The organism is Schinkia azotoformans, assembly GCF_035811335.1.
Lineage (GTDB): Bacteria > Bacillota > Bacilli > Bacillales > Bacillaceae_J > Schinkia > Schinkia azotoformans.
In genome coordinates this window covers 220,510-247,334 of the sequence record NZ_JARSMD010000019.1, presented here as the reverse complement: position 1 = coordinate 247,334, position 26,825 = coordinate 220,510, and the positions used below count along the sequence as shown (strand labels likewise).

Genomic DNA, 26,825 nt, shown 5'->3' with positions numbered 1-26,825 from the left:
TATATTTATAGTAGGACGAGATTGATTTGACCTTATTTTACCATTCTATATTCAGCAAGTATAGAATTAAGAACTCAAGAATTCGCTGGGGGGCTATACGTGACACGTTCTAAACTAAAAACAATCCTACTCGCCATTTCAATTTCACTTGTGGCATTCGGATTGATTTTTTTCCCAAAAGAATCATTAGAAGCATCAAGGCGCGGCTTGGTGATGTGGTGGGAGGTCGTTTTTCCATCCTTACTACCATTTTTCATCGTCTCTGAACTATTAATTGGATATGGTGTAGTAAAGTTCATTGGAATCCTCCTCGAACCCCTTATGCGTCCTTTATTCAAAGTTCCAGGTGTAGGAGGAGTTGTTTGGGCGATGGGCATGGCGTCAGGCTTTCCAGCTGGTGCAAAGCTTTCCGCTCGGCTAAGACAAGAACAACAATTAACAGCGATCGAAGCGGAACGATTGGCCTCCTTTACAAACTCCTCTAATCCATTATTTATTTTTGGAGCTGTTTCAGTTGGTTTTTTTAATAATGCCAATGTCGGCATTTTATTAGCGGCTGCCCATTATTTGGGGAACTTTTGTGTTGGCCTTATGATGAGATTTCACGGGAGACATAATGTTGAAAGTGAAGTTCCATATAAAAAAGTTTATTTTTCTGTTAAGGAGGCTTTTCATTCGCTCCATGAAACGAGAATAAGTAATAGTAGACCGATCGGCAAAATGTTGGGAGATGCGGTTACTTCATCGATCCACACACTTTTAATGATTGGTGGATTTATTATTTTGTTTTCTGTATTTAATCGCTTGCTCTACATAGTGAATATCACCGAGGTTGTAGCTGTTTTTGTCGGCTTTATACTTTCGCTATTTCATATTTCAACCGAACTCGCTTTGCCGCTTATCTCAGGGCTGTTTGAAATAACACTGGGGAGTCAACTTACTAGTCAAACGGAAGAGGTCGATCTGTTCTTTAAAGTGATCATAACTAGCTTTATTCTCGCATTTAGTGGGTTTTCTGTTCAGGCACAGGTAGCAAGTATTTTAGCCGAAACAGATATTCGCTTTCAGCCGTTTTTTATCGCTAGAATTATGCAAGGCATCTTTTCATCAATTTTTGCATTTTTATTGTGGAAGCCGCTTTATGTCAATCTCTATACAATGAACGATAAACAAGAAGTGATTCCCGCTTTAGCCAATGATCAAGGTCTTTCCTGGCTTTATATGTATTGGGATTTTTTATTGCAATACGGTGCACTAATTACGCTCGCTTCTTTATGCTTGTACATTATTGTTTATACAAAAGCCAATTTTCACTAGATCAAAGGCTGACCAAGTTCTGGTCAGCCTCTATATTTTTCTCTTAATGCTGATTCCACTGCCTTAGGAACAAGACTTGAAATATTCCCGTGATATTTTGCAGCCTCTTTAACAATACTGGAACTTAAAAATGAGTATTGATTATTTGTCATCATAAAAAAGGTTTCAATTTCCTCACCCAATGTTCTGTTCATTGATGTTATTTGCATTTCATATTCAAAGTCCGATACCGCCCTTAATCCCCTTAAAATCGCGGTTGCACTTTTTCTCCGAGCATATTCAATTAACAATCCGTCAAATGATTCAACAACTACATTCGGAATTTCTTTTGTAACCTCTTTTATGAGTTCAATTCTTTCGTCAACAGAAAAAAGCGGATTTTTTGAAGAATTGTTCAATACACAAACATAAAGTGTTCCAAATACCTTTGCCCCTCGTTTAATGATATCTAAATGCCCATAAGTAATCGGATCAAAACTTCCTGGACAAACAGCAATACTTGCCATACACTCTCCCCTTCCCCTACTGAGTAAAGTTAGCTGATTGAATTTTCAGTAATTTATTTATAATTCAAAATAGAAACAGCTGTTGTACTTCCATAAACTTCCCTTCTTTGTAGGCGAAGACCGCCGATTGTATCCGGAAGCATCAGCTCGATACCATGCTCTGCAATAATCAGCCCACTTTCGGATAAAAGCTGCGCCTTATCAATATCGGCTATTATTGCTTCCAATTCCTTGAGCTTATAAGGTGGATCTAAAAATATATGCGAAAATTTGAATCCCCTTTTCATGATTGCCTTAAGGGCCCGGTTGGCATCATTGCAAAACACTTCCGCTTGATCTTCAAACCCGCAAAACTTAATATTTTGCTTAATAACATCTACTGCTTTTCGGTCTCGATCAACAAAGATCACTTTATCAAGTCCGCGGCTTAATCCCTCTAAACCAAGCCCGCCGCTGCCCCCGAATAAATCTAAGCCTTCTCCACCATCAAAATAAGGACCAATAATATTAAAAATTGATTCTTTAATCTTATCAGTTGTAGGTCTTGTATTTATTCCTGGGACTGCTTTAAGTGGTCGACCTTTACATTTTCCAGCAATAACTCTCATATCAATCACCTATATACCCTATGCATAATTCCAACTTCTACAATTTTACTTTTCCATCCTACCATAAATATACAACCATCAACAATAGTGAAGACAAAATAAGATGTATATAGAAAAAAGTTTTGGTCATAATGGATAGTAACAACATCATTTTCTGATGTTGTTGCCAACCGCGGAGAAGACTTACGTTTCCCCATAAGTTCTTCCTCCGGTTTCTCCTCTCCCTTTGCCTTCTTGAAATGGAAGTCAACATAGGCTTTCAGGAAAAATAGAAGGACCCTGCGAAAGCAGGGGTTTTTTTATTTTTTGCCTTATCGTAAATAAATTCCTTCATTTCGTTTAATAACTTCTGTCTTTAGAAATTCTTCAAGCCCGTTTTCCGATATATACAAATCCTCCCCTATTAACTCTAACGGATTCGGATTTGCTCCATCCTCCAATGAGAAGATCCACCGGTTTTCAGCCTTTATTATTTCGTATTTATTCTGATCTGTAATAAGATTTACTTCAAATCCTGTGTTTTCCAGCGTTTCTCGGAAAGGAAAAAGGAGATTATTGTTTTTTATCACAGCATTCCCTTTTAAACTCACTTCTTTATCCCCGTAAAAAACATTTCTCTTATCAATATAATATAACGGAACGAATGAATTAGTCTGACTTTCATTTTTTTCAAAAAATAATGTTTTTAAGCTGCATAATTCTGATAGCTGTTTATCAAGCTCAGCTAACGTTATTTCCGTCATATCCTGATTTTGCTTGAGAAGCCACGACGCAAAGGCATCTTTAATCTCTGGCCGAAGATTTCCAAGCAGCTCTTTAGACATTTCTATTTCTTTTCCTTCACCTGTCGGACGGTCAAGAATAAAGGAAGGCAGAACGTTCCAGACCCATTCGTAATCGTGAGATTTTGGCCTTTTATAATTTTGCAAATATGCCTGAATGGCTAGTTCCTCTAATTTTTTGGCGTTATAATCTTTTGGAATAACGACTAATAATGGTGCTGTATATACTTGTCTATGATTAGATTGCACGATAGTAAGTCCGTTATTAGACGGTAATTGTTTATGCCAATTATTATTAAAATCAATATCTTCATCAGTTGTATTTAATGAAAAAAAGGAAAGGTGAGGCTCGAACTTTTCAAGTTTATTTAATTGGACCTTTGACATATACAAAGGGAACAACGTTGTATCCTTTTTCGTCCATGCAAAATACGAAATATGTTCTTTATCAACACGTACCTCACTTAATGCACCTGAAAACCACCGATTTGATTTATTAACATCCTCTAATATGGTTACGGTGAAATTTTCTAAAAGCGGTGTTTCGTCATTTGAAAAAAGTTGAACAAAACCATTTTCTAGCCAATAGTCATTTTTAGCTTCATCAAATGGAACTGTATATTTAAATGTTATAAGTGATTCGCTCCCAACCTCGATACGATTATAATTTGATTCCTTCCTCGTTTCACAGTTCTCACCATTTGCAAATAGACATTCGAAATCTTTTGCTCCACTAGGAATTTTAATCAGGAAGCTGTCCTGACCTAGTTTTGAAACAGTTTGAGTGAACGAAAGTTGTCCATTTTTATGTACTATTTCAGCTTCAATCTCTAAATTTTCTATTTGCACTCTTTCAGTCGTTTTTTCAAGTTTGTCATACATTAGCCATTGATATCCTGTTAATCCCGCTATAATAATTATTAAGAATATCAAAATGATTATAATTTTCTTTACCATACATACCCCCGGACCGTAACTTGTAACCATATATTACGATACCAAAAATAAGAAGCGTTTAACATATGAAATTGAAAAAAAATTTTGACGTTTTTTCAATCAATTGGTAAAGTGAAACTTGATTTGTATTGAAAGGAGCATGAATTATGATACAGCGATTTATCGAACTCGGACAAGGATATTCTGACCTATATGAACTTCTAGAAATTGCCAGAACAAATAAACATAGAGTTGTTCATTTCATGGCATTTCATACGAAAATGAATGAAAAAGATGTTACTTCTTTGGCTGTTGTCTTAAATCCAACAACAACAGGGGATTTTCAGCCGATTTACATCTGTAGAGAAGGCGTCCCAAATCCTGAAAAAAAGCCAAATAAGCGCTTTGGTTTATTTAAGCAATTAGCCGAGGAACTGGGAAAAGAAATTATTTCATTTGAGGTTAAGCCTTCTACGATTTTTGCCGAGACAGATCTTTATTATCAGCATTTAGTAGGCATTCTTAGAATGAACCGTTTTATCCCGCCTATGCAGTAAAATAAAGGGGCTGACTCTTTGAGTCAGCCCCTTTATTTTTAAGTTAAATTCCAATTTTATAATCATACTCTTTTGCCTTATCCGGCTTAGAGTTTTCAAATTCAGTTTTCAAAAATGGTTTATATGAAAGATCCACTTTTTTTACAAACGACAAGGATTTAATCTTATCAACAGCATCTTCCACTAGCTCCATATCCATATAGATCACGATATATTTAAGTTTTTTTGAAACATAATGGATATTTCCAAAACGTTTTAATTGCTTAACTTGCTTTAAGGAATGAACCCAAACTATAATTCCCTGTCGATTACCAAAATTCATAATTAAATCTCCCTTATAAAAACAATCACATTGTCAGAATAGCACGAAAATCTATTCTTTTGCAAGAATAACGTATTTACCCACAGCTATGGCCTCCACTGCCACAACCACTACATCCTGACGACGATTCGAAAAATGGATCCCCTGTCGGTACTTTTATTTGCCGAGACACGGAATGACCGATTAAAACACTAATTTCATCCAAGAGGTTTTGCAATGCATTTTCGGCCTTTTTAAATTCATATACAGACTCTAATAGGTCCATATCTCTTTTTAATTCCCTCGTTTCTTTAATCACCTTTAAATAATCAGGGTGGTATTTTCCAATTCGATGGACTTCTTCATATATTTCCTTTTGCTTTGTAAAGGCTTGGATTAAGTTCCTTGCCTTTTCGTCTTGTCTTAATTTATATAAACTCTGATAATAATGATCCACTACATCAGATTTAAGAATCATTTCAGACAACTCATCTGTAATATTGAGTATGTTCATCCTTTCTTCTGTTGCTAACACCTTTTTTAACACCTCCCACATAATCATACCATGAAAGCTATATAGTTACATCAAATTCCTTCTGTATATTATAGGGGGTCCCATCATTATGGACGAGCTCCAGTTTGATTTGATGCTTTCCTGCTGGCAAGCCTTTTACAATAAAAGCGGCTGTATAAATATTATCGATTTTTTGATTATTTAAATAAAGTTGCATGTAACCGAATCCATTTTGATTAATTTTTTTATGGTCTTTTTTTGAAAATGTAAAATTGGAAATTACGCATTCCACATAAATATCCTTACCCTTTACTTGGTGCTTAACAGACATAGGGTTTATATTTGAAGCCATTGCCGGATTGACCATCATAAAGAAAATCAGAGAGGTGATGACAAGTATCATTTTTTTCACAGCATATCCCACCTTTAAATGTTTATTTCTTTGTCTTATTGTTGTCTTCCATGGCAAAAATTAATCTTAAACGGACAAATAAAAAAAGGGCCAATGGCCCAATTTATGTTTTAATTATTATCGCCCATCACATTCATCATACCAAGGAGCATGTTGGCAAATTGGATACCTTCATTTAGCCGATCCATTCTTTGCGGGAAAGTTCTGCCATAAAAAATTTTTGCTTCCTGTTCAATTTCAAATACCTTTTCAGGGCTTCTTGACAACTTACGATACCATCCTGGATTTTCACGGACAAACATGAGCATATCAGGTCTACCTTGCAAATAAGATTGGATTTCGCGGCGCATTTTTCAAACAACTCCAAACGGATTTAATCCTTATTATATTGAAAAGGCTGACGAGGGTTTCTTGGACCGTTCATTCGTGGATTATTATTTGTGTTGTTTTGTTTAAAACCTTGGAATTGTTCAATGATTTGTTGGACGTTCGCAATGGCCCCACTTACATTACTAATATGCTTTTGCATTTCATTCATATCGATATTTTTAACAATTGACAAAATCTGGCTCATGAAGTCAGAATCCTTTTTTGGGTTGTCCTTTTTAGTTGCTATTTCGCTTACATTTTCAAAACCAGATCTATACTTTTCCCACATGGAATCCTCTTCTCCAAACATATACCAATCTTCAAAAAGTTCCTGCCAGCTTTTCTCTTTTGAACGGACTTCTTTTACTATTCCAGGATGACGTTCTACAAACTTTTTAAATTCAGCAACCTTCGGATGTAGCTTCCCCATAATATTCACCTCAATGGTATCAGATACGCCTTAGCATAAATTACATATTTGGCCTACTATAGGTTACTAACATCTGCGCTCAAATGTCCGCCCATTTTACCATGCCTTTATAAAATTTTGAGTATAATACTTCTCATACACCCCAACCCCTAAGTGGGTAAATTCTTTATTTAAAAGGGTTGTACGATGCCCTTCACTATTCAGCCATCCCTCTACAGCTGAGATGGCATCAACATAACGTGCAGCTATATTTTCACCTGCCACCCTAAAATCAACACCTCCGTTAACTAAGCGGTCGGATAAATCTCCCTGAGTTGGTGAACTATGTGAAAAATACTCCTCTTCAAACATTTCCCTTGAGTGGCTATAGGCAACAACAGCCGTTGATTCATCCCAATTTACATGACTTAACCCATTACGTTCTCTTACTACATTCGTCATATCTAATATTTGCAAAGCCTTCCCCTTTTCAATTTCATACCACATTTTAGAGTCAATTTCCTTCGCAGAAATTAAATTACCTCGATATACAAGCTCGTACGGCCTAATTTTAACCAACGTTTCTGCATCAAGAAACCTTATACTAGAAACCGTTCTACTAAATTTATCAATATAGACTTGGGCCCATATATTTTTATATTGGATGAGCGGTACAGTTTCCACCTCTTCGTTCGTTAATTCAAATTGGTATAAATTTTTATCAACTTCCAATGCAATTTTATCTGAAAGATTAACTATCGTTTCCAGGGTATTACGGGTTTGACCAATTTGAAAGGGGGCAATCTCATTGTTTTCGCCCATCACATACACGGTGACTACTTTGTCATTTTCTATTCCTATTTGGCAATAGTTGGCGAGAGATTCATTATAGATCCACCAATCATAATCATATTCTGACGCATCTATTCTTCGTGGTTGTCCTAGTAATTCAATTACATCTTCCCTGTCTTTTCCAATTAACTCGTACAGCTTCCTTGTTTCCTTCGGAAAAGGTAACTCTATTTCTTTCTCTCCCATGCCTAGATTCATCGGTTTAGTAGAGGTTGTCTGTACTGTTTCACTAGGTAATCTTACGAAGATAATAGCTAATACGAGCACCGAAGTTAATAGTATAAAAAAAGAAAGGATGTTTTTTCTCATAAAATGCCCCCCTGCTTGTCCTTACTTTCTATACCATTATATAGGCGGGATTTAATTTTATTCCTTAGAAAAACAAGATATTTGTCCACAATGGCAAATATCAATGTACCTAAAGGCCCTCTTTTCTTATACTATAATCCTTAAAAATTAAACTTATAGTATAAAAAAATAGAGGTGCCTTCCTAAGAAGGCACCTCCGCTTAAGTATATTACATCTGTGGCGGTTCGGATATTTCACTTAGAGCATATCCTGCTTTTTGGTCAGAATCATTTTCAACAGCGAGATCACCCAGTGACACAATTCCTACTAACTGGCCATTTTCGACAACAGGAAGACGACGGATTTGTTTTTCCGCCATGATTTGTGCTGCTTCATGAACGGACGAAGTAGGGGAGACTGTTATTAATTCTTGGCTCATAAGGTTGGTTACGGCATTGGAGCCTGAACGTTTTTCCGCAATTCCCCTGACTACTAAATCCCGATCCGTAATCATCCCTAATAAATTTCCATTTTCTACAATCGGGATAGCTCCTACATTTAAATCCTTCATTTTTGTCGCTACTTCAAAAGCATTATCCACTGGTGTACAGTACTCAACATTAGTTGACATTACATCACGAACACTTTTCATAAGGGATTCCTCCAAATACTATTTTTTAATAAACATTTGTGTCCAATAGTGCTGGTATGACCCACCCTTAGCATAACCAACCCCAATGTGGGTCATTCTTGAATCTAAAATATTTTGTCGATGTCCTGGGCTATTCATCCAAGAGTTTACAGCTTCTTGTGGTGAGGTTTGACCCGCTGCAATATTTTCTGCTGCAGCTGTATATCGAATACCAAAGTTTTTCATCATCGTGAATGGTGATCCGTAAGTTGGCGACGTATGGCTAAAATAATTCTTATCCCTCATATCAACGGATTTATAACGTGCCACTCTTGATAGTTCCCAGTCGGTAGCTAAAGCTGGGAGCCCATATTTAGCTCTTTGTTGGTTTGTTAATTGAATAACCTGTGTTTCAATGCTTTTTTCTCCATTCATGGTTGGGATATTCAATTTTTGTTTTGGATAAATCAATGCCGGATTTTTAATTTGTGGGTTTGCCTGGATCAATTCACTTAAACCAATTTGATACCTTACAGCAATTTTCCACATCGTATCACCCGGTTGAACGGTATAAGTTTGCGTTTGTGCATTCCCTATTGCGGCCCCTGCTCCGAGCATTAATAAAAATAAAACGGATACAATAAACTTTTTCAGGCAAAAAACTCCTTTCATGAAATTGTTATTTTGACTTTTATATTGTGACCAAAATATTAAAAATTTCTCATACAAAATTTTTTCAAAAGGAACTTTTTTCGAGTCTTTATTGCATCTTAAACTCTTTCATACTATTATAGATTTTAGAGTGTTTTTGAATTTAGGAGGGATACATAGTGAGATTTGAAGGAACGGGGCTAGATGACAAAGTATATGATATTTCACTGCTTCGCAAAGTACTAGGTGAATATCAATTATTATCTAGAGAACAATGGGATTATGAGCGTATTTCATTTGACCGCAAATTTGAACAATTAGATACGAAAGAAGTATTTTATTTACGTGTTCAAGGCTATGCAGTAGAAGGTAATGTTGATTCTAATCATGCTAAAATTAAACTTTTAACACCAATCCTTGGTAAACATTATTACCCACATGGTGTTGAATATGGTGATGATGAAGTAATACCAAATAATGTAGTAGAAAAATCAAAATCAATTCTCGAAGCTGTAAGCAAACAATTAGCAGAAGCTGTAAAATAAGAAAAGCGGAAGCGCCCGATTAGTGAAGTCCACTAGTCGCTAGGTGCTGGGGCTAGACATAAACGACAGCACAAAGACGCATGAGGGAAAGCCCCATGCGTCTTTGTTATTTTTCTTCTTTCATACGAATTGAATCGATCATTACATTTACACCGCTGACCTCGATACCGGTCATTATTTTAATTTCATCAATAATTCTTTTTTGAAGTTCAATGCATAAATCGCAAATATTTTCTTCCAGATAGACAGAGACTTTGATGTCAATTAATAGTTCCTCTTCGTTTTGATTAATGCTGATTCCTCGTTGGTTCCCCTTTTTATTTACAACCCGGATAAAATCATCTTTAAAATCGGAAACAGTACTGGCTATTCCCTCCATTTCGTCTATAACGATGGATGAAATAATCGCAAAAACGTCCTCTGAAATATTTAAAGTTCCCCTTTCCAGCATTTTCTTAATCATTTTCATTCCTCCATTAATTGATTCAATGTAACTCCCATTTTAAAAATGGCGCTTCCTTCGCTATACGGCGCATCCCAAGCTTCTCAAGAATTCTGATTGATGCCATGTTTGTTTGCTCGCATTCTGCCGTTATTTTCATCGCATTTCCGCTTTTAAATAACCAATCTGCAACAGCCTGAACAGCTTCATAACCAAATCCTTGATTACGATAAGAAGCAATGATTTCGTACCCAAGATCGATCGTTTTAGCATCATTTGGAAAACATTTAAGCCTTATGGAACCAATTAATTTTCTTTCGTAGGCATCAATGATCAACCAGATTTGCAGATTATCCGTCCGAGGCGCCTTTTCAAGCATTTCGATATAATATGGTAAAATACTTTTCAACTGGATGGACGGCCAATCTGAGGGTATGAAAATGGGCGATCGTTCCTCCAATTCCTTACGGTTCAAAATGATTGATTTTGCCAAATCCAACGGACACTTCATCAAAAGCAGCCGGTCTGTAAAAATTTGAGCCAAAATCAACATCTCCTTTGTCCCAGTCTTCTTTTATTTTAATGGTTGTGGAGAAGGATAGATAGCCGTTTGTTGCTGTTCTTTTCGTTTTTCTTCGCGAACCCATTGATAGAATACAGCCCCAAGGGTATATCCATAAGAAATCTCTTGCATAATTTTCATAATAACCCCACCAAGCTGTTGATCGTCGTATGGTGACAGCCAGGAAAACATTTGTACACTGTTTATATCAATATTTGCAAGCATACTTGCTGGAACACATAATTCCAATGCCTTTGCCCAAGCAGCGGGATTGGTGTAGGTTTCGTATATTGGTACGCCTGAAAAGATTATTAACGCACATGCTGGAGTTAACAGCATTCCATCGGCAAAAATATAGGCTAACTTTTGCAGGCCACTTAATTTTCGATACTCAGGTAGTGGACATACTAATGGCCACCACATAATGATAGCTGTAATAAAAATGAAAATAGTTACACTTGCGTGAAGGATTGTATTTGTTTTAATACCATCAAAAATAACCGGATAATGATAAATGGAAAATACACCGTTAAATAAAAGAACGGCAAATAATGGTTTGGTTAAAAATAAAAACGGACGGCTAACCGCCTTAATGGACAATAACTTACGATAGTACCCGCTCGGAATAGAGAGCAAAAATAACGGCGGTAGGATTAAATATAGGACAGACATTTGGATCATGTGAATACTAAAATTCAAATGTCCAAGTAAATCAACAGGGCTTCCTTTAACAATATATAGCGAGACAAGTGAAGTTATGAACAATATTCTTTGTTTCTTTGTAGGATTTTTAATAAACATAAAGTACAGTACTGCAATAGCAACTAAACAAAGGAAAAACCAAGGACTCCACAAGGCTCTAAATCCAAACATAGACAGATTCTCAAGCACAATATTCACCTCATTATACTTCAAAAGGGACCCTACTAAAGCTTGGGTCCCATTTTTTAAATTTTTACCACCAAACAACTGTCATCAAAGCTAGGATACTAACAGCTGCTACTAGAACACCTGAGAAAATAAACAGAATAGGTGCCGCGTGACCTTTATGTTTCATATGCATAAAGTAAAACAACTGAAAAATTACTTGAATAACCGCTAAAACAAAAATGAACGGTGCAACAAACCACATACTAACTGTATCCGTAAAAACAACGGCTGCGAAGGCAAGAATCGTTAATAAAATTGTTAAAGCAAAGACAATAAATTGTTGATTCATTTCCTCCTTATTGGCAGCCTTTCGAAGTTCCCATTTTGTATCAGTAGTTGAATTTGAATTCATATCCATTTAGCTTAGCCCACCTTTCCCATTAAATAAACGACTGAAAAGATGAATACCCAAACAACGTCAATAAAGTGCCAGTATAAACTAGCTACATAAAACTTTGGTGCAGTGTAAAGACTAAGAGGACGTCTTGCATTACGAACCAAAAGAGTGATAATCCAGCAAAGACCAAATGCAACGTGAGCTCCATGGAATCCTGTTAGTGTATAGAAAGCTGAAGCAAAAGCATTTGTTGTATAGGTTAAGCCCTCATGAACGTAATGGTTAAATTCATAAATTTCTAATCCAAGGAAACAAGCACCAAGGATAACTGTAACCCACATCCAAGTTAACATGCCTTTGTAATTATTATTTTTCATTTGATACATAGCGTATACACTTGTTAAACTACTAAATAATAAAAACATTGTTGCCAAAAACACTAGTGGCACTGAGAAAAGCTCTTGTGATGTCGGCCCGTTCATTGTTGAATTGCGAAGTGCTAAGAATGTACCGAACAATGATGCAAACATGACTGTTTCTCCACCAAGAAACAACCAAAAACCAATAAATTTATTTCTTCCTTCCATCGTCGCCTTTTCCGGCTCTGCTGGGAAGTTTTCTTTAGTTAAAACTTGTTCCGCTGCCATTACGCATTTAAACCTCCTTCACGTTCAAGGTCTTCTTTATGGATATGGTAACCGTGATCATCTTTAACAGATCGAGTAAACATAGCCCCAAACATAATTACCAATCCAATGATCCCAACGGCTAAGGCTAGCTTATTAGTTCCAAGATCATGGTACATAAAGCCAAATCCTGCGATAAACAAACCTACAGAAATGATAAACGGATTAATTGATCCATTTGGCATATGAATATCACCAAGCGGCTCGGCCGGAATTAGTTCCTTATTTCCGTTCATTTTCTCATAGAAAACCGGGTCTAAGCTGCGTACAAGCGGCAATTGTTTAAAGTTATACTCTGGTGGTGGAGAAGCAATCGCCCACTCAAGTGAACGTCCATCACCCCATGGATCGTTAGGAAGCTTTTCTTTATTAAAGAATGACATAACCATATTTATAACGAGTATTAAAACACCGACGCCCATTAAAATAGCACCGACAGAACTTACAAAGTTTGCAGTATCCCAGCCTTGGTTTGGCAAGTACGTGAATACGCGGCGTGGCATACCCCAAAGTCCTAAGAAATGCTGGATAAAGAATGTTAAATGGAAACCAATATAAAATACCCAGAATGTAATTTTACCTAATGTTTCATTTAGCATTTTACCGAACATTTTTGGCCACCAGAAATGGATACCGGCAAATAAACCTAATACGATACCACCAACAATAATGTAGTGGAAGTGTGCAACAACGAAATAAGTATCATGGTAAATGTAATCTTGTGCTGCTGACGCAAGCATAACACCTGTTACCCCACCCATTACGAATGTTGGAACAAACCATACCCCATACAACATTGGTACCGTATAACGAATATTACCGCCCCACATCGTAAAGAGCCAGTTAAACACTTTAATACCAGTAGGTACACCGATTGTCATTGTTGCTACCGCAAAGATTGAGTTAGCTACAGCACCCATACCTGTTGTAAACATGTGGTGCGCCCATACCATGAACCCGAGGAATCCAATTAATACTGTAGCGAATACCATTGATGTATATCCGAATATTCTTTTTCTTGAGAATGTAGAGATAACATCTGAGAAAATTCCAAACGCTGGTAATACTAAGATGTAAACCTCTGGATGTCCAAAGATCCAGAATAAATGCTCCCAAAGAATCGTGTTTCCACCAAGGGCAATATCAAAGAATTTAGCACCAAATAAACGGTCAAACATCATTAAGAAAATCCCTACTGTTAACGGTGGGAACGCAAATAAAATTAATGAAGATGAAACGAAAATCGTCCATGTGAACATCGGCATACGCATAAACGTCATACCAGCTGTACGCATTGTAATAATAGTTGCTAAAAAGTTAATGGCAGAGATTAATGTACCAAAACCAGAAATCTGTAGTCCGATTAAGTAAAAGTCTACACCATGGGTTGGGTCAGCCATCGCAAGTGATGCATAATTTGTCCAACCTGCAGCTGGCATTCCACCTAAAAACCAACCAAAGTTAAAAAATAAAGCTCCGAAAAAATATAACCAAAAACCAAGTGAATTCAAAAATGGAAACGCCACATCACGGGCCCCAATTTGAATTGGTACAACCGCATTCGCCAATGCAAAGATAATTGGCATGGCAACAAAGAATAACATTGTTGTTCCATGAGCTGTAAGTGCTTCATTAAATGAATTCCCTACTAAAAAATTCATCTCTGGATACATTAATTGAATACGCATTAATAATGCTTCAATTCCGCCAATGACAAAATGTAATAAACCTGCAAAAAGATACAAGTGGGCAATTTTCTTATGGTCTACTGTTGTTAAGTAATCCCAGATAACTGCACCGACACCCCTTTTTTGTGCCAACGTACTCACCATCTAAACCTCCCTAACCCTATTTAGCTTCTTTTGAAAGCGTAAGCAAGTATTGCGTTACTGCTTCAATTTCATCTGGGTTTAATTTATAAGTGTTGCTCATTTTATTTCCTGGTTTCATCGCTTCAGGATCTGCAATCCAAGCGTGAACATTTTCAGGAGTCAATTCTTTAATACCAGCAACCCGCTCACGATCTGCAAAGTTTGATAAATTAGGTGCAAGTCTTGCTGGCGCAGGTCGAGGATCATTTGAATCTACCGCATGACAGCCAATACAGCTCTTCGCAAAAACTTCTTGACCAGCTTTAGCAGTAGCATCCACAGGAACTTCCGTTGGCTTCTGCATATCAGCTAACCATTTATTGTAATCCTCTTTAGATAATACCTTGACTTTGAAGTCCATTAACGCATGTGAAGGACCACAAAGTTCTGTACATTTACCGTAATAAACACCTTCATTGTAAGCATGAATCCACATCTCGTTTTCATTGTCTGTATTTACATCAATCTTACCTGCTAATGCTGGTACCCAGAATGAATGCTTAACATCGCCAGCTATTAATGATAAGTAAACTCTTTCACCAGCTGGGATTACTAAATCTTGAGAAGTAATAATCTTTTCATCTGGATATTCAAATTCCCACCAATAAAGCTTACCAGTTACATTAACATGGATTGCATCCTCTGGAATGTCAATTTGCTTAGGATCCAATTTGAATGTAGCTGATACTGTCGGTACAGCAATAATTAGTAAGATAATAATAGGAATAACAGTCCAAGTAATCTCGAGTTTGTGACTACCTTCTACTTGTTTTGGAATCATATTTTCTTTCTGTTTTGTTCTACGAAACTTTGTTGCAACATAAATAAAAATTAAAACTACTACAAGAGTAACAATTGTCATGAGCACAGTTGTTAACATCATTAAGTCATACAACATCTCACCATTTTCCCCTTGTGGTGTGAGAGCCGATAAATATGGTTTCCCACTACAGCCGGCCAACACTAGCAAAAGCATCGAAACAACCACAAACAAACGGCCTTTCCTTCCTACATGATTCATTACATCCTAACCCCTCTTTCTTTAAATAAATCTATTTATTTTAAATACCTCTCAACAGTATTAACAAATTGATAGGTATTTTATAACACGCTTATAATAGAAAGCTTGTCATCCTATTGTATGTATTTTCTTTGTCGTATTTTGTAGACTTTTGAGACTTATAATATTAAGTAAATATAAATATATAAAAAATATGTCGAAAAACTGCTAGTGAGATCATTCTCACTAGCATCCTATTAGATTGTTACAATGACCATTAATACAAAAATGATTGTTAAATAATTCAGTGAATAAATAAACATCCATTTCGCCCATTTTAAATCGTCTTTTATGAAATACCCATAAACCCCGACCACTAGCCAGCCTACACTTAGTAGCAATGAAACAATTAAAAACACTGGTCCTAATGATGTTAAGAAAAATGGCAATGGAATTAAGCAAGCAACAAAAGCAATAATATGCTTTTTAGTCTCAGCAAACCCGCGCACTACAGGCAGCATTGGTACTCCTGCTTTTCGGTATTCTTCACATTTTTTCATTGCTAACGCGTAAAAATGCGGCGGCTGCCAAATAAACATAATAAGAAATAATATCCACGCTTCTATTGACAGATTGGGATCAATCGCTGCCCATCCAATTAATGGAGGGGCGGCACCAGAAATACTCCCTACAATTGTATTTATAGGATGGCGGCGCTTCGTCCAAAGAGTATATAGTACAACATACGTAAATAAGCCAATAAAGCCATATATTGCCGCTGGAATGGACGCCATTAATAATAACAGTAAACCAATTAATGAAAAAGAAAGGCCAAGTATTAGAACCTTCGTTCTGCCAATTGTTCCTGTCACGGTTGGTCTAGTTTTTGTTCGTTCCATTACATGATCAATATCACTATCAATATAATTGTTTAAAACACATCCACCAGCAATTACTAATGCGTTTCCAAACATTCCAAGTAAGACTTTGTCTATTGATTCAATAAAAGTTTGGTTAGTGAAATAAAGTGCAAGCCAAATCCCAGTAAAGGCTGTGATTAAATTGGAATTTACAATTCCAATCTTAACAAGTGATAGAAAGTCATTCCATAATGAAGTCGTTTGAATATCACTCTCTCTATGAGCAGCAGCTTCAAACATAGGATTCCGAGCGCTATTTATAATTCTAGAGTTGTCCATCGACTATTTCCTCCTTTACCGTTGTCTAAAGCTACGTCGACCAAAAATAGCCTACTTTGACATTCATAAAAAATATTATTACTGTGATAAATATCATAGAATTTGAATCTCCAACTTTATTAAACCACAAATCATGAAGAATTTGTTAAATAATAATGAAATTATTTTTACATTTATACTAGAATTTTCTAATTACACCTCCAATGATACATTATTAACAAAATTATCACTTATATCATAGTACCACGTTATCTCTTTTAGTAAACTACTATTATCGTATTTTTTATTATAGTTAAGTTTGAAAGTTAAAAAACAATATTAATATAGTAGTAACGGTGTTATTTGTTAAAAAATATATGTTCATACACCCATTTTTATAATCGTGTTCACATTTTTGACAAAAACAACTCCTGTTTCCATCCTGCTATGTGTGATATATTTAACGTAAAGTAGGGATGGAATAATTATTTTTTTGTAATATTTTTTATAAAGAAGGTGAAGTGGACTTGAATAGAGGTTTAAAAATTTTATCTGTTGCTTCAAGTATTGTCATGCTTTTGGTACTAATTGGCGGAGCCCTTGTTACTAAGACTGGATCAGGGATGGGCTGTGGTCGTTCGTGGCCGCTTTGTCATGGTCAATTTTTACCTAGCGAAATTAATGGTGAGTTACTTATTGAGCTTTCGCATAGGCTTGTATCGGGATTATCGGTCATTCTTGTAACATGGCTTGCAATCTGGTCCTGGAAAAAGATAGGACATGTAAGAGAAACTAAATTTCTAGCATTTCTATCTGTATTTTTCTTAATCGTTCAAGCTTTGCTTGGAGCTGGAGCTGTTATTTGGGGACAAGACCCTGTTATTATGGCCCTGCATTTTGGTGTTTCTTTAGTTTCAGTTGCATCTGTCTTTTTATTAACTTTGCTCATTTTTGAAGTGGATAAAAAATTTGACGCAGAGTCTTTGATTATCGATAAAAGTTTACGCTCGCAAATTTACGCAATCAGTATTTATTGTTATATTGTTGTATACACAGGTGCCCTTGTTCGCCATAAAAAAGCTCATTTAGCATGTTTAGATTTTCCATTCTGCGATAATAGCGCGATATTTTCTTTACCATCGAATGAGTTTGAATGGGTACAAATGGGACACCGCTTTGCAGCTTTACTTTTCTTCACATGGATTATCATACTGTCGGTTCATATTATTAAACATTATCGCTCGAAACGAGTATTGTTCTGGAGTGCGGTTTCCGCTATCGTCTTAATAATCCTGCAGCCTTTATCCGGGGCATTCATCATTTACACTAGAGTAAATCTATTTGTTACTTTAGCACATGCTACTTTCATAACAGTTTTATTCTGTGTCCTTAGCTATCTTGTCCTTCTTTCATCAAGAAGCAAGAAAAACGAAATTAATAATAACAAAAAGATTGCCTAGAGATAGGCAATCTTTTTTTCTTCATTATTCTGTTTTTCTGAACCTTTTAATCTAGAATACATCGCAATATTGTTCAAGATACCCATCGAAATCATTAATATGACAAGGGACGAACCACCGTAACTTACAAAGGGTAGCGGGACACCTGTGATCGGAAGTAACCCTGTAAGAGCACCTAAGTTAACAATGGACTGAATACCAATCATACCTGAAATTCCAATTGCTATTAAACTACCGAACGGGTCATTCGCCTTCATCGCTACGGTAAAACCCTTCCAAATCATCAACAGTAACATGAATAAAACAAAACCAACACCAAAGATGCCGAGTTCTTCCGAAATAACCGCCATAATAAAGTCAGTATGTGGCTCGGGAAGATAACCAAATTTTTGGATGCTCTTGCCTAAACCTTCCCCTGTAACACCGCCTGCTGCTATAGCGATATACGAATTAATGAGTTGATAACCGTTTGAATCAGCTATATCTTCATGAAAAGGATTATATGCGGCTTCAATTCGTCCCAACTGCTCGTCCGATAAAAATGGATATAAAAGCATTACTCCTACTACAGCTACAAGTATCAATCGACTAAGATGCTTAGGGCGAATACCCGAACAAAATATGATCATTCCTGAAGTTGCTAATATAAGCAGAGCTGTTCCAAGGTCCGGCTGCTTGTATACTAGTAAAAATATTATAATAATAAATGTTAACGGTGGACCAAAAGCCGGAACGAACCTTTCAATATACGATTGTTTATTTGAAAAAACCCCAGCTAAATAAATAATAACACCAAGTTTTATAAACTCTGCCGGTTGAATGCCCAGAAACCCTCTTGTCGCATTATTAGTTGTCGTCCCAAAAAGCAAAACACCTAAAAGTATTATTGGTGCACCGAAAAAAATTAACTTTAATAACCTTTTATACGCTTTGTATGGAAAAACCAATGCGATTATGTACACAAATATCCCAAGGAAAAGCCATTTTAATTGTTTCATAAAAAACAAATCTGGTGTTCCTTCATATTTATCGGATACAGCCACAACCATACTTGAGCTGTAAATCATTATAAGGCCGAATAAACTCAAAATAATGGGCGCCAATACAAGTGTATAGTCATAGGATCTTAACATTTTTTTTACCATACTCTTTTGTCTCTCCAACCTAAAAGAAAAGGGACTGTCTTATCCTTTTAAGACAGCCCAATTACTTATTTTTTAAAGAAGCTTCATGAAGGGCTGACAATTCCCTTTCCAGCGACTCAAGCAATGCTTTCCCATTTATATCTTCCACTAACCCAAGCCGAACAGCAAAATCTATTTCCCGTGATAAACCGAACATTTGGGTATCTAAAACTTCCTCATATAAAGGACATTGGGGCATTGTTAAATTGTCCATTTGCACTTTAATAAGCTTTAATATTTTATCAGCATCAGCCTTAAGAAGGGCATATGCCTTTTCTTTATGATCTAAGGCAACCTCTCTAGACATGTAATCCCTCCAATAAAAACAAGTCCATTCCTATTTTTCAATCTTATCGTTTTATAGGCAAAAATGCAAGGAATATCAATGGACACCGCATAATAATTATGCCGTACTATAGAGGGGTTCATACTTGTCTAGCTCCAGCGTCTAGCGACTAGCGACTAGTAAACTTCACCCACCTCTTTTGCGTAGTCAACATCGATTCGTAACCTCATCGTGTTTCCTATATCTCAGTCGATGCGCTCCATTTTATACGTCGCTGAACAGACGCTTACGCTTTTCCTATAACAAGTCTGCTGCTAATTGCGCCAACGATGATCGTTCCCCTTTCAAAAAACGAACATGTCCGCTAATCTTTTCTTGTTTAAACTTTTCGACAACATAGGTTAAGCCATTGTTGTATTCATCAAGGTATGGATGGTCAATTTGTTCAGGGTCACCCATTAAGACAATTTTACTTTTTTCCCCTACCCTTGTTAAGATTGTTTTCACTTCATGCTTAGAAAGGTTTTGCGCCTCGTCAATGATCATAAATTGTTCAGGGATACTTCTGCCCCTTATATATGTGAGCGCTTCAACCTGGATGGAACCCATTCCAGCTAAGATCGCATCTAACTCTCCAGGTTTTTTTGTATTAAATAAATACTCTAAGTTATCATAAATTGGCTGCATCCATGGCCTTAATTTTTCCTCTTTTTCACCTGGCAAGTAGCCAATATCCTTCCCCACAGGTACTATGGGTCTCGCTACTAATACTTTCTTGTAAATTCCGAGATCCTCCGTTTGGTAGAGACCTGCAGCCAGTGCTAATAAAGTTTTTCCCGTACCTGCTTTACCAATTAACGTAACAAGTGGGATATCGGGCTTTAGCAGCATTTCAAAGCCCATAATTTGTTGGACATTTCGTGCTTTAATTCCCCAGACGTGATCTTTATCGTACAAGCATTTTTTGACGTTTTTTACTTTTTCATCGATAATCCCAACAGCGGATTGAGATGTTCCGAGTATATCCTTCATAATGATGAATTGGTTTGGAAAATAACTAAAACCCGGAAGCTTTGAAATATCTAAAATTGATTTCTCATAAAACTCATTTAACAACTCCTTACTTATAAATACAATCTGAAATCCAGAATATATATTGTCATCATATTCGACAACACGGTCACTTAAAAAGTCTTCCGCAAGTAAGCCGACTGCATCAGCCTTTACCCTTACTAATACATCCTTACTTACAAGAATAACTCTCCTTCCATCTTCCTTTTTTTGCTCTTCAAGATCGAGATTAAGGGCGACAGCTAAAATGCGATTGTCATTCGTTTTTTCATCGAATATCTCTTGCAGCTTAATAAAGGAACGATGATTTAATTCTATCCTAAAAGTCCCACCATTTTCGAGCGGTATTCCCTGATGAATTCTGCCTTGCGTCCGGAGGCGGTCAATCAGTTTTGAAACTTGCCTTGCGTTTCTCCCAACTTCATCCATATTTCTTTTTTTAGAGTCAACCTCTTCTAAAACTACTGCTGGTATTACTACTTCGTTGTCATCAAATGAAAAGATTGAATACGGATCTTGAAGTAATACGTTTGTATCTAGGACATAAATTTTCTTCAACACTTCTCCCCCTGACCTCTATTTTTGACTATCTTAAAAGGAGATTTTATTTGGACGGCTTTTGTTTTAAATATATGAATGGACGAATAATCTTAGACGAATATATGAACAATAAATCAATAAACATTATTTTTTAAAATTATATGGAAAGGTTGGAGAAGTGGTGCGAAAATTATTGTTAACAACCATTTCATTTTTATTTGTTGCAGCAGGCTGCGCTGGAAACAATGATGAAAAAACAGCCCTTAACAATGGACAAAATAATTTCATAACAGTTAATCAACCAAACAATAATGTAAAAGGGCAACTTACAGGGGAACAAATTGCAGAACATCTCGTTGATTTAGCAACAAGAAATCCCGATGTTAAGGATGCTACGGCAGTTGTTGCCGGAAATTACGCTGTAGTTGGAATCGATGTCGACAAGGACTTGGAAAGATCGCGTGTTGGATCAGTTAAATATTCAGTTGCTGAAACGTTAAAGGATGACCCTTATGGAGCCAAGGCTGTTGTAGTGGCTGATGCAGACACGGTAGAACGACTTCGAGAAATGCGGAAGGATATACAAAACGGCAAACCTGTCTCAGGTGTAATGAATGAACTGGCAGCTATCGTCGGTCGTCTCATGCCCCAAATTCCTTATGATATTAATACAGATGAAGGACCTAATGAAGGAAACAACAAGCAATTGAAAAAAGGGGAAAAAAAGCAACTGGATCAGATCCAGAAAGAACAATCGAAAGCTAAATAAATGAAAAAGGCTTAGCGGGGAACGCCCCTGACTAAGCTTTTTTCATTGCATCCATTACTTGTCGATCCAACTTTTCCGCAGCATTTTGATCATAGGTTTTCTCATAGGAAATATCCGCAGAAATTTTTGAACCATAAAACATAACATCACGTACTGCTTCAACATCAATAGCAATTAGTCCAAGTTTAAGTGGAGTATCTTCAAGTTTTTCGGCTTTAATATGTGCTTTTCCACTTATTGAATATGTAGTTCCATTTGCGATCGTGGTTAACACGACGTTAGGGTTATGTTTAATATTTTGAACGATTCTTGAGCGATTATCTACAGCAAAGTATAGTGTTTTATGATCGGGAGCGTATACCCATGAAATCGCATTTACGTTTGGACCATTTGTTTCGAAATCAACAGTAGCAATGGTTGCATATCTTTCCTTCTGTAAAAAAGGCATAAGCTCCTCTGTCAACTGCTGTTCAACTTGATTAGCCATTTAAAAAACCTCCTCATAATACTTTCTTAATACTTTCTTAATTTACTATACCTTTTTTAGAACTAATTAAAACCTATACTTAAATTTATTTGCAATTTAACTTATAATGAAATTCGAGGTGAATGAAATGAGGGTTAAATGTGTCCTTTGCGATAAAATAAATGTAATAGATGATGAATCTCAAATTGCAAAAAGATTAAGAAACCGACCGATCCATACATATATGTGTGAAGAGTGCAGCTCAAGAATTGGGACAAAAACCGAAGAAAGAAAGGAAACGGGGAAATTTAGACTATACAAACACAGTGACTACGGAGAAAAGTTTTGAAATAAAAAAGCTAGCTGACACAATTAAGTGCGCTAGCTTTTTTTTATTCTTCAATAATTGGATACTTATCTGGTTCCCTTTCGATTGCATTTAACATGAAATCGATTAAATCCTTTGGAAACCGCATTGACTTTTCTTCACCATTTAATAGGTAATAAACAAAATATAGATCTTCATTATACTCAAGGCGTACTACTTCTTCGATTTTGTGGTCCTCTTTTAATACTAATTCAAAATGTTCAAGAGTCTCTTTGGCTGCTTTATCATTTGGTCTAGCATCACTCACTACTTTAATGCTCAACCAATTGTAAAAAGCATCTTGTAAACTTTTCACAGCGAATACCCCTTATTCTGTTTTTTCATTTTGTCGTTCTTTCCGTTGCTGATACATTCGGAATCTATAGATGCCAAGTACTACAGCAGTGATAACTAAACCTTCCGCAACGGGCAAGCGTACACCTAATAAAGTGAGAGGTGAACAGCCGATAAATAATAAAATATAGACAATGATTGTTTTAACGATTGAAAGCTTTCGGGCAAAACCAAGATTAAATACAATAATCGTTAATATTACAATGATGATATAAAGAAGAAGCATTCCTCTCTCGATATTATTGTGTACTCCTACAAGTTCGGCAAAGGCTGATAGCATCGAAGGGTCAATCTTCGTTACTTCCTCCATTTTAGCCACTCCTCTCACCTGGTAATACTGATTTTTCTATTTATTCAACTACAGCATATTTATTTTTCTTAGCTGCTTTTTCACGTTCGTTTGTATTTAAAAGTTTCTTACGAAGCCTGATCGATTGTGGTGTTACCTCACAATATTCATCATCATTTAAATACTCCAAGGATTGTTCCAATGACATTGTTCTAGCTTTTTTAATAGTTACAGTTGTATCTTTAGTTGCTGAACGAACATTGGTAGCATGCTTGACCTTAACAATATTTACTGACAAATCATTTTCGCGGGTATGTTCCCCTACAATCATGCCTTCGTATACTTCTGTTCCCGGCTCTATGAAAATAACGCCGCGATCTTCTAATGCCTGAATACTGTACGCAGTTGCTTTTCCTGCTTCAATGGAAACGAGTACACCTTGGCGACGGCCACCAACTTGTCCGTGAATAACAGGTTTATAGCTATCAAACGAATGGTTGATAATTCCAAAACCACGGGTTAATGTCATAAAATCAGTTGTATAACCGATTAAACCGCGTGATGGAATTAAAAATTCCATTCGCACTTGACCATTCCCATTATTAACCATGTCTAACATTTCGCCTTTTCTAGAACCTAATGACTCAATTATAGCACCGGTGTGCTCTTCTGGAACATCAATTTGGACACGTTCTACCGGTTCACATTTAACACCATCGATTTCACGAATAATAACCTCAGGTTTTGACACTTGCAATTCGTAGCCCTCACGGCGCATATTTTCAATTAATATCGATAAATGGAGTTCACCACGTCCTGAGACTATCCAAGCATCAGGTGACTCTGTGTTGTCAACACGTAAGCTTACATCAGTCTGCAATTGCTGACGAAGGCGTTCCTCAAGCTTTCTGCTTGTAATCCATTTCCCTTCCCGTCCGGCGAATGGACTGTTGTTTACTAAGAATGTCATTTGCAAAGTCGGTTCATCAATTCTTAACACAGGTAAAGCCTCTTGGTGTTCTACTGGGCACACTGTCTCGCCAACATTGATTTCTTCCATTCCAGAAACCGCCACAAGATCCCCAGGATAGGCTTCTTGAATTTCAACACGCTTCAAACCAATAAAACCAAATATCTTCGTAACGCGGAACTGCTTCACCGAACCGTCAAGTTTCATTAGTGCTACTTGTTGGCCAACCTTCATCGTTCCTCGGAAAACACGTCCAATTCCGATACGTCCGACATAATCATTGTAATCTAACAGTGCTACCTGGAATTGAAGCGGTTCTTCACGGTTATCAATCGGAGCCGGGATATGCTCTATTACAGCTTCAAATAGGACTGTCATATCCTCGTCCTGTGTATGATGATTCAAACTTGCTGTACCATTGATTCCTGAAGCATAAATGACGGGGAATTCTAATTGCTCCTCATCTGCACCCAACTCAATAAATAAGTCCAAAACTTCATCTACAACCTCTTCAGGCCTTGCAAAGTCACGGTCAATTTTATTAACAACGACAATTGGAGTTAATTTTTGTTCTAGCGCTTTTTTCAAAACAAATCGTGTTTGTGGCATGCATCCCTCATAAGCATCAACTACAAGTAATACGCCATCCACCATTTTCATGATCCGTTCAACTTCACCGCCAAAGTCGGCGTGTCCCGGAGTATCCATAATATTAATACGGGTGCCTTTGTAATTAATGGCAGTATTTTTCGCTAAAATGGTAATCCCACGTTCTCTTTCAATATCACCAGAATCCATCGCTCTTTCGTCAACATGTTCATTTGAACGAAATGTTCCAGATTGCTGTAATAGCTTGTCTACTAGTGTTGTTTTTCCGTGGTCTACGTGTGCAATGATCGCAATGTTTCTTATATCCTGTCTTAAATTCAAACTTGTCATCTCCTATATATTCTTCACTATTTGTGTTATAGTTTAGGTTGTATTCGTTATTTTTATCACAACTTAAAGATTATAACACCAATTATCATAAAATGTAAAAAAGTTTCTTTTAGGAGTTGACAAAAAATGAAAAATATTAACTTTTTATTTTTAGGACTAGCCATCGCTACCGTTATTGCCCTAATGCTCATAGGTGTTGCTATTGCTGAGCGCAGTTTACTTGGCATCATCCTTTCGATTACAGCCACAGTATTAATAACGGGGTTAGGTTTTTCGCTAAAGAAAAAAATGAGAAAAGCGCTCTAACAGCCCTTTTCTCATTTTTTAAAATAATTTTCCAAAATGTATTCATGTAAACCAGGTTTCGCTGCAAACACCGGTGTTTGTTTCGTTAACAGCTGTAATGGCTCTCCACTTACCGAAGAAATTTTTCCGCCAAGTTCTTCAATTAATATCTTTCCTGCTGCATAGTCCCAAGGTGCGAGCCGCATGGAGAGGTATCCATCTATTTTTCCTGAAGCAATATAAGCCATCTCAAGCGTGGCTGAACCAAATGATCTTGTCCCTCTTACATCCCTAATAAGCGCAGAGGTAATAGAAGAATCTATCCGTTTATTCTCAATTCCCCATGCCGCATTAATACCAATAACTGCTTTTCCAATTTCAGTCGACTTTAGCGGTGGCAGTGCTTCTCCGTTTACAAATGCACCACCACCTTTTACAGCATAATAAAGATCATCAGCAACAACATCGTAAATAAAGCCAATAACCCCTTCTCCATTATGATATATTCCCACTGAAATTGCGAAATGTCGCTGCATATGTACAAAGTTCATGGTCCCATCAATCGGATCAATGATCCATACGATCCCATCAAGAGAAGTCAATTCTTCCCCATATCCTTCCTCACCAAGGATGTGATGTGATGGATATTTTTCATTAATTTTTTGGATAAAAAATTTTTCAATCTGTTTATCCATATTCGTTACTAGATCGGAAGCATTTTCTTTAAAGTCTATTATTAATTTTTGCTTAAAGGACAAACGAATTTGATCTCCAGCATCTAAAACTAATACTTTTGCAAAATTGAAGACATTGTCCCAGTCATGTTTTTCCAAATCAATAGCCCCCCTTATAAAAACCTTTTTTCTATAATTATAATGCAAAGTTTTCCATAAGTATAATCTATCACAAATCCGCACATAAAGAGACGAACCACTTTTAGGTTCGCCCTAGTTCTATTATGCCTTTAAGCGAAGTATTTCTTGTCTGAATTGCTCTAAGATTAATTTTGATTTTTTGATTTGTGCTTCATCATTTGCGACCATAGCATCATAAAGTGTTGCTAGTTCATAATCAATCTCGAGTCTTAGCACAGGTAATCTTTTTTCCGCTTCATTTCTTTTTATTACTCTTACAACTTGTTTCACCGTGCAAACACCCCT

General features: G+C 36.5%; 36 protein-coding genes. 7 read left to right on the top strand and 29 right to left on the bottom strand.

The window, feature by feature from the left end:
* Positions 1–99 precede the first annotated feature (99 nt).
* On the top strand, positions 100–1,317 hold the full coding sequence (gene ylbJ / locus P9E47_RS12140) for a sporulation integral membrane protein YlbJ (protein ID WP_003329967.1): 1,218 nt from the start codon (positions 100–102) through the stop codon (positions 1,315–1,317).
* Positions 1,318–1,340: 23 nt separating this feature from the next.
* Here ylbJ and coaD read toward each other — a convergent pair whose 3' ends face one another.
* From coaD to P9E47_RS12120, 4 genes are all read right to left on the bottom strand, one after another.
* Positions 1,341–1,823: a pantetheine-phosphate adenylyltransferase gene (gene coaD, locus P9E47_RS12135; protein ID WP_003329968.1), complete on the bottom strand. Its 483-nt coding sequence runs from the start codon at positions 1,821–1,823 to the stop codon at positions 1,341–1,343.
* A gap of 53 nt (positions 1,824–1,876) precedes the next feature.
* Entirely contained in the window at positions 1,877–2,431 is a 555-nt protein-coding gene (rsmD, locus tag P9E47_RS12130) for a 16S rRNA (guanine(966)-N(2))-methyltransferase RsmD (RefSeq protein WP_003329970.1), read from the bottom strand.
* A 5-nt stretch (positions 2,432–2,436) separates the two neighbouring features.
* On the bottom strand, positions 2,437–2,628 hold the full coding sequence (locus P9E47_RS12125; RefSeq protein ID WP_003329971.1) for a hypothetical protein: 192 nt from the start codon (positions 2,626–2,628) through the stop codon (positions 2,437–2,439).
* A 114-nt stretch (positions 2,629–2,742) separates the two neighbouring features.
* The gene (locus P9E47_RS12120; RefSeq protein ID WP_003329972.1) at positions 2,743–4,170 is read right to left on the bottom strand and encodes a hypothetical protein; all 1,428 of its coding nucleotides are present in this window, start codon (positions 4,168–4,170) and stop codon (positions 2,743–2,745) included.
* A gap of 146 nt (positions 4,171–4,316) precedes the next feature.
* Here P9E47_RS12120 and P9E47_RS12115 point away from each other — a divergent pair, with 146 nt between their 5' ends.
* Positions 4,317–4,706, top strand: a complete 390-nt coding sequence (locus tag P9E47_RS12115; protein ID WP_003329973.1) for a DUF7147 family protein — start codon at positions 4,317–4,319, stop codon at positions 4,704–4,706.
* Positions 4,707–4,749: 43 nt separating this feature from the next.
* On the opposite strand, the gene P9E47_RS12110 is transcribed toward P9E47_RS12115, so the two are convergent.
* From P9E47_RS12110 to safA, 8 genes are all read right to left on the bottom strand, one after another.
* Positions 4,750–5,028, bottom strand: coding sequence for a YlbG family protein (locus P9E47_RS12110; protein WP_035195605.1), 279 nt, complete (start codon positions 5,026–5,028; stop codon positions 4,750–4,752).
* A gap of 76 nt (positions 5,029–5,104) precedes the next feature.
* Positions 5,105–5,542 carry a YlbF family regulator gene (locus P9E47_RS12105; RefSeq protein ID WP_003329975.1) on the bottom strand — a complete coding sequence of 146 codons (438 nt, stop codon included), beginning with the start codon at positions 5,540–5,542 and terminating at the stop codon, positions 5,105–5,107.
* Positions 5,543–5,579: 37 nt separating this feature from the next.
* The gene (locus tag P9E47_RS12100; protein WP_039956993.1) at positions 5,580–5,924 is read right to left on the bottom strand and encodes a methylenetetrahydromethanopterin dehydrogenase; all 345 of its coding nucleotides are present in this window, start codon (positions 5,922–5,924) and stop codon (positions 5,580–5,582) included.
* 119 nt (positions 5,925–6,043) lie between these two features.
* Complete coding sequence (locus P9E47_RS12095) at positions 6,044–6,283, bottom strand: YlbE-like family protein (RefSeq protein ID WP_003329977.1); 240 nt, start codon at positions 6,281–6,283, stop codon at positions 6,044–6,046.
* 23 nt (positions 6,284–6,306) lie between these two features.
* Positions 6,307–6,732 carry a YlbD family protein gene (gene ylbD / locus P9E47_RS12090; RefSeq protein ID WP_003329978.1) on the bottom strand — a complete coding sequence of 142 codons (426 nt, stop codon included), beginning with the start codon at positions 6,730–6,732 and terminating at the stop codon, positions 6,307–6,309.
* A 96-nt stretch (positions 6,733–6,828) separates the two neighbouring features.
* Positions 6,829–7,872 carry a CAP domain-containing protein gene (locus P9E47_RS12085; protein ID WP_003329979.1) on the bottom strand — a complete coding sequence of 348 codons (1,044 nt, stop codon included), beginning with the start codon at positions 7,870–7,872 and terminating at the stop codon, positions 6,829–6,831.
* A 209-nt stretch (positions 7,873–8,081) separates the two neighbouring features.
* On the bottom strand, positions 8,082–8,504 hold the full coding sequence (locus P9E47_RS12080; RefSeq protein WP_003329981.1) for a CBS domain-containing protein: 423 nt from the start codon (positions 8,502–8,504) through the stop codon (positions 8,082–8,084).
* 18 nt (positions 8,505–8,522) lie between these two features.
* Entirely contained in the window at positions 8,523–9,155 is a 633-nt protein-coding gene (gene safA / locus P9E47_RS12075; RefSeq protein WP_326163550.1) for a SafA/ExsA family spore coat assembly protein, read from the bottom strand.
* A 158-nt stretch (positions 9,156–9,313) separates the two neighbouring features.
* On the opposite strand from safA, the gene P9E47_RS12070 reads away from it, so the two are divergent.
* A complete protein-coding gene (locus P9E47_RS12070) occupies positions 9,314–9,679 on the top strand; it encodes a YugN family protein (protein WP_035198951.1) in 366 nt (121 codons plus the stop codon).
* A 106-nt stretch (positions 9,680–9,785) separates the two neighbouring features.
* On the opposite strand, the gene P9E47_RS12065 is transcribed toward P9E47_RS12070, so the two are convergent.
* The 8 genes from P9E47_RS12065 to cyoE all read right to left on the bottom strand — a co-directional run bounded on the left by P9E47_RS12065 (position 9,786) and on the right by cyoE (position 16,706).
* Entirely contained in the window at positions 9,786–10,142 is a 357-nt protein-coding gene (locus P9E47_RS12065) for an Asp23/Gls24 family envelope stress response protein (protein ID WP_003329984.1), read from the bottom strand.
* A gap of 22 nt (positions 10,143–10,164) precedes the next feature.
* On the bottom strand, positions 10,165–10,665 hold the full coding sequence (locus P9E47_RS12060) for a GNAT family N-acetyltransferase (RefSeq protein ID WP_003329985.1): 501 nt from the start codon (positions 10,663–10,665) through the stop codon (positions 10,165–10,167).
* A 30-nt stretch (positions 10,666–10,695) separates the two neighbouring features.
* Positions 10,696–11,574 carry a cytochrome c oxidase assembly factor CtaG gene (gene ctaG, locus P9E47_RS12055; RefSeq protein WP_039956994.1) on the bottom strand — a complete coding sequence of 293 codons (879 nt, stop codon included), beginning with the start codon at positions 11,572–11,574 and terminating at the stop codon, positions 10,696–10,698.
* A gap of 64 nt (positions 11,575–11,638) precedes the next feature.
* Entirely contained in the window at positions 11,639–11,971 is a 333-nt protein-coding gene (gene ctaF / locus P9E47_RS12050; protein ID WP_003329987.1) for a cytochrome c oxidase subunit IVB, read from the bottom strand.
* A gap of 5 nt (positions 11,972–11,976) precedes the next feature.
* Positions 11,977–12,597, bottom strand: a complete 621-nt coding sequence (locus P9E47_RS12045) for a cytochrome (ubi)quinol oxidase subunit III (RefSeq protein WP_003329988.1) — start codon at positions 12,595–12,597, stop codon at positions 11,977–11,979.
* Positions 12,597–14,465, bottom strand: coding sequence for a cytochrome c oxidase subunit I (locus tag P9E47_RS12040; protein WP_003329990.1), 1,869 nt, complete (start codon positions 14,463–14,465; stop codon positions 12,597–12,599). Before P9E47_RS12040 ends, P9E47_RS12045 begins: the two co-directional genes overlap by 1 nt.
* A gap of 19 nt (positions 14,466–14,484) precedes the next feature.
* Positions 14,485–15,528 carry a cytochrome c oxidase subunit II gene (coxB, locus tag P9E47_RS12035; RefSeq protein WP_003329991.1) on the bottom strand — a complete coding sequence of 348 codons (1,044 nt, stop codon included), beginning with the start codon at positions 15,526–15,528 and terminating at the stop codon, positions 14,485–14,487.
* A 236-nt stretch (positions 15,529–15,764) separates the two neighbouring features.
* Complete coding sequence (gene cyoE / locus P9E47_RS12030) at positions 15,765–16,706, bottom strand: heme o synthase (RefSeq protein WP_003329992.1); 942 nt, start codon at positions 16,704–16,706, stop codon at positions 15,765–15,767.
* 506 nt (positions 16,707–17,212) lie between these two features.
* Between cyoE and P9E47_RS12025 the strand changes: the two genes are divergently transcribed.
* Entirely contained in the window at positions 17,213–18,145 is a 933-nt protein-coding gene (locus P9E47_RS12025; RefSeq protein ID WP_003329993.1) for a COX15/CtaA family protein, read from the top strand.
* On the opposite strand, the gene P9E47_RS12020 is transcribed toward P9E47_RS12025, so the two are convergent.
* The 3 genes from P9E47_RS12020 to P9E47_RS12010 all read right to left on the bottom strand — a co-directional run bounded on the left by P9E47_RS12020 (position 18,142) and on the right by P9E47_RS12010 (position 21,244).
* A complete protein-coding gene (locus tag P9E47_RS12020; RefSeq protein ID WP_326163548.1) occupies positions 18,142–19,290 on the bottom strand; it encodes an FtsW/RodA/SpoVE family cell cycle protein in 1,149 nt (382 codons plus the stop codon). The genes P9E47_RS12025 and P9E47_RS12020 overlap by 4 nt on opposite strands.
* Before the next feature lie 61 nt (positions 19,291–19,351).
* Complete coding sequence (locus P9E47_RS12015; protein ID WP_003329995.1) at positions 19,352–19,636, bottom strand: YlaN family protein; 285 nt, start codon at positions 19,634–19,636, stop codon at positions 19,352–19,354.
* Positions 19,637–19,912: 276 nt separating this feature from the next.
* Positions 19,913–21,244, bottom strand: coding sequence for a PhoH family protein (locus P9E47_RS12010; protein ID WP_003329996.1), 1,332 nt, complete (start codon positions 21,242–21,244; stop codon positions 19,913–19,915).
* A gap of 163 nt (positions 21,245–21,407) precedes the next feature.
* Between P9E47_RS12010 and P9E47_RS12005 the strand changes: the two genes are divergently transcribed.
* Positions 21,408–21,995: a YhcN/YlaJ family sporulation lipoprotein gene (locus P9E47_RS12005; protein WP_039956991.1), complete on the top strand. Its 588-nt coding sequence runs from the start codon at positions 21,408–21,410 to the stop codon at positions 21,993–21,995.
* Positions 21,996–22,026: 31 nt separating this feature from the next.
* On the opposite strand, the gene P9E47_RS12000 is transcribed toward P9E47_RS12005, so the two are convergent.
* Positions 22,027–22,482, bottom strand: a complete 456-nt coding sequence (locus tag P9E47_RS12000; protein ID WP_326163546.1) for a pyridoxamine 5'-phosphate oxidase family protein — start codon at positions 22,480–22,482, stop codon at positions 22,027–22,029.
* Between the two features lie 127 nt (positions 22,483–22,609).
* Here P9E47_RS12000 and P9E47_RS11995 point away from each other — a divergent pair, with 127 nt between their 5' ends.
* Complete coding sequence (locus P9E47_RS11995; RefSeq protein WP_003330000.1) at positions 22,610–22,810, top strand: YlaI family protein; 201 nt, start codon at positions 22,610–22,612, stop codon at positions 22,808–22,810.
* 43 nt (positions 22,811–22,853) lie between these two features.
* Here the strand turns inward: P9E47_RS11995 and P9E47_RS11990 are convergent, their stop codons facing one another.
* The 3 genes from P9E47_RS11990 to typA are packed head-to-tail and all read right to left on the bottom strand — an operon-like array spanning position 22,854 to position 25,371.
* Positions 22,854–23,144: a hypothetical protein gene (locus P9E47_RS11990; protein WP_003330001.1), complete on the bottom strand. Its 291-nt coding sequence runs from the start codon at positions 23,142–23,144 to the stop codon at positions 22,854–22,856.
* 12 nt (positions 23,145–23,156) lie between these two features.
* On the bottom strand, positions 23,157–23,492 hold the full coding sequence (locus tag P9E47_RS11985; protein ID WP_003330002.1) for a YlaH-like family protein: 336 nt from the start codon (positions 23,490–23,492) through the stop codon (positions 23,157–23,159).
* Between the two features lie 40 nt (positions 23,493–23,532).
* Positions 23,533–25,371 (bottom strand): translational GTPase TypA, encoded by a 1,839-nt coding sequence (typA, locus tag P9E47_RS11980; RefSeq protein WP_003330003.1) that lies wholly within the window; start codon positions 25,369–25,371, stop codon positions 23,533–23,535.
* Positions 25,372–25,506: 135 nt separating this feature from the next.
* On the opposite strand from typA, the gene P9E47_RS11975 reads away from it, so the two are divergent.
* Positions 25,507–25,686 carry a DUF5325 family protein gene (locus tag P9E47_RS11975; protein ID WP_326163544.1) on the top strand — a complete coding sequence of 60 codons (180 nt, stop codon included), beginning with the start codon at positions 25,507–25,509 and terminating at the stop codon, positions 25,684–25,686.
* An 11-nt stretch (positions 25,687–25,697) separates the two neighbouring features.
* Here P9E47_RS11975 and P9E47_RS11970 read toward each other — a convergent pair whose 3' ends face one another.
* Together P9E47_RS11970 and P9E47_RS11965 are read right to left on the bottom strand one after the other, a co-directional pair.
* Positions 25,698–26,498, bottom strand: coding sequence for an inositol monophosphatase family protein (locus P9E47_RS11970; RefSeq protein WP_003330005.1), 801 nt, complete (start codon positions 26,496–26,498; stop codon positions 25,698–25,700).
* A 123-nt stretch (positions 26,499–26,621) separates the two neighbouring features.
* The gene (locus tag P9E47_RS11965; protein WP_003330006.1) at positions 26,622–26,810 is read right to left on the bottom strand and encodes a hypothetical protein; all 189 of its coding nucleotides are present in this window, start codon (positions 26,808–26,810) and stop codon (positions 26,622–26,624) included.
* Positions 26,811–26,825: the final 15 nt, after the last annotated feature.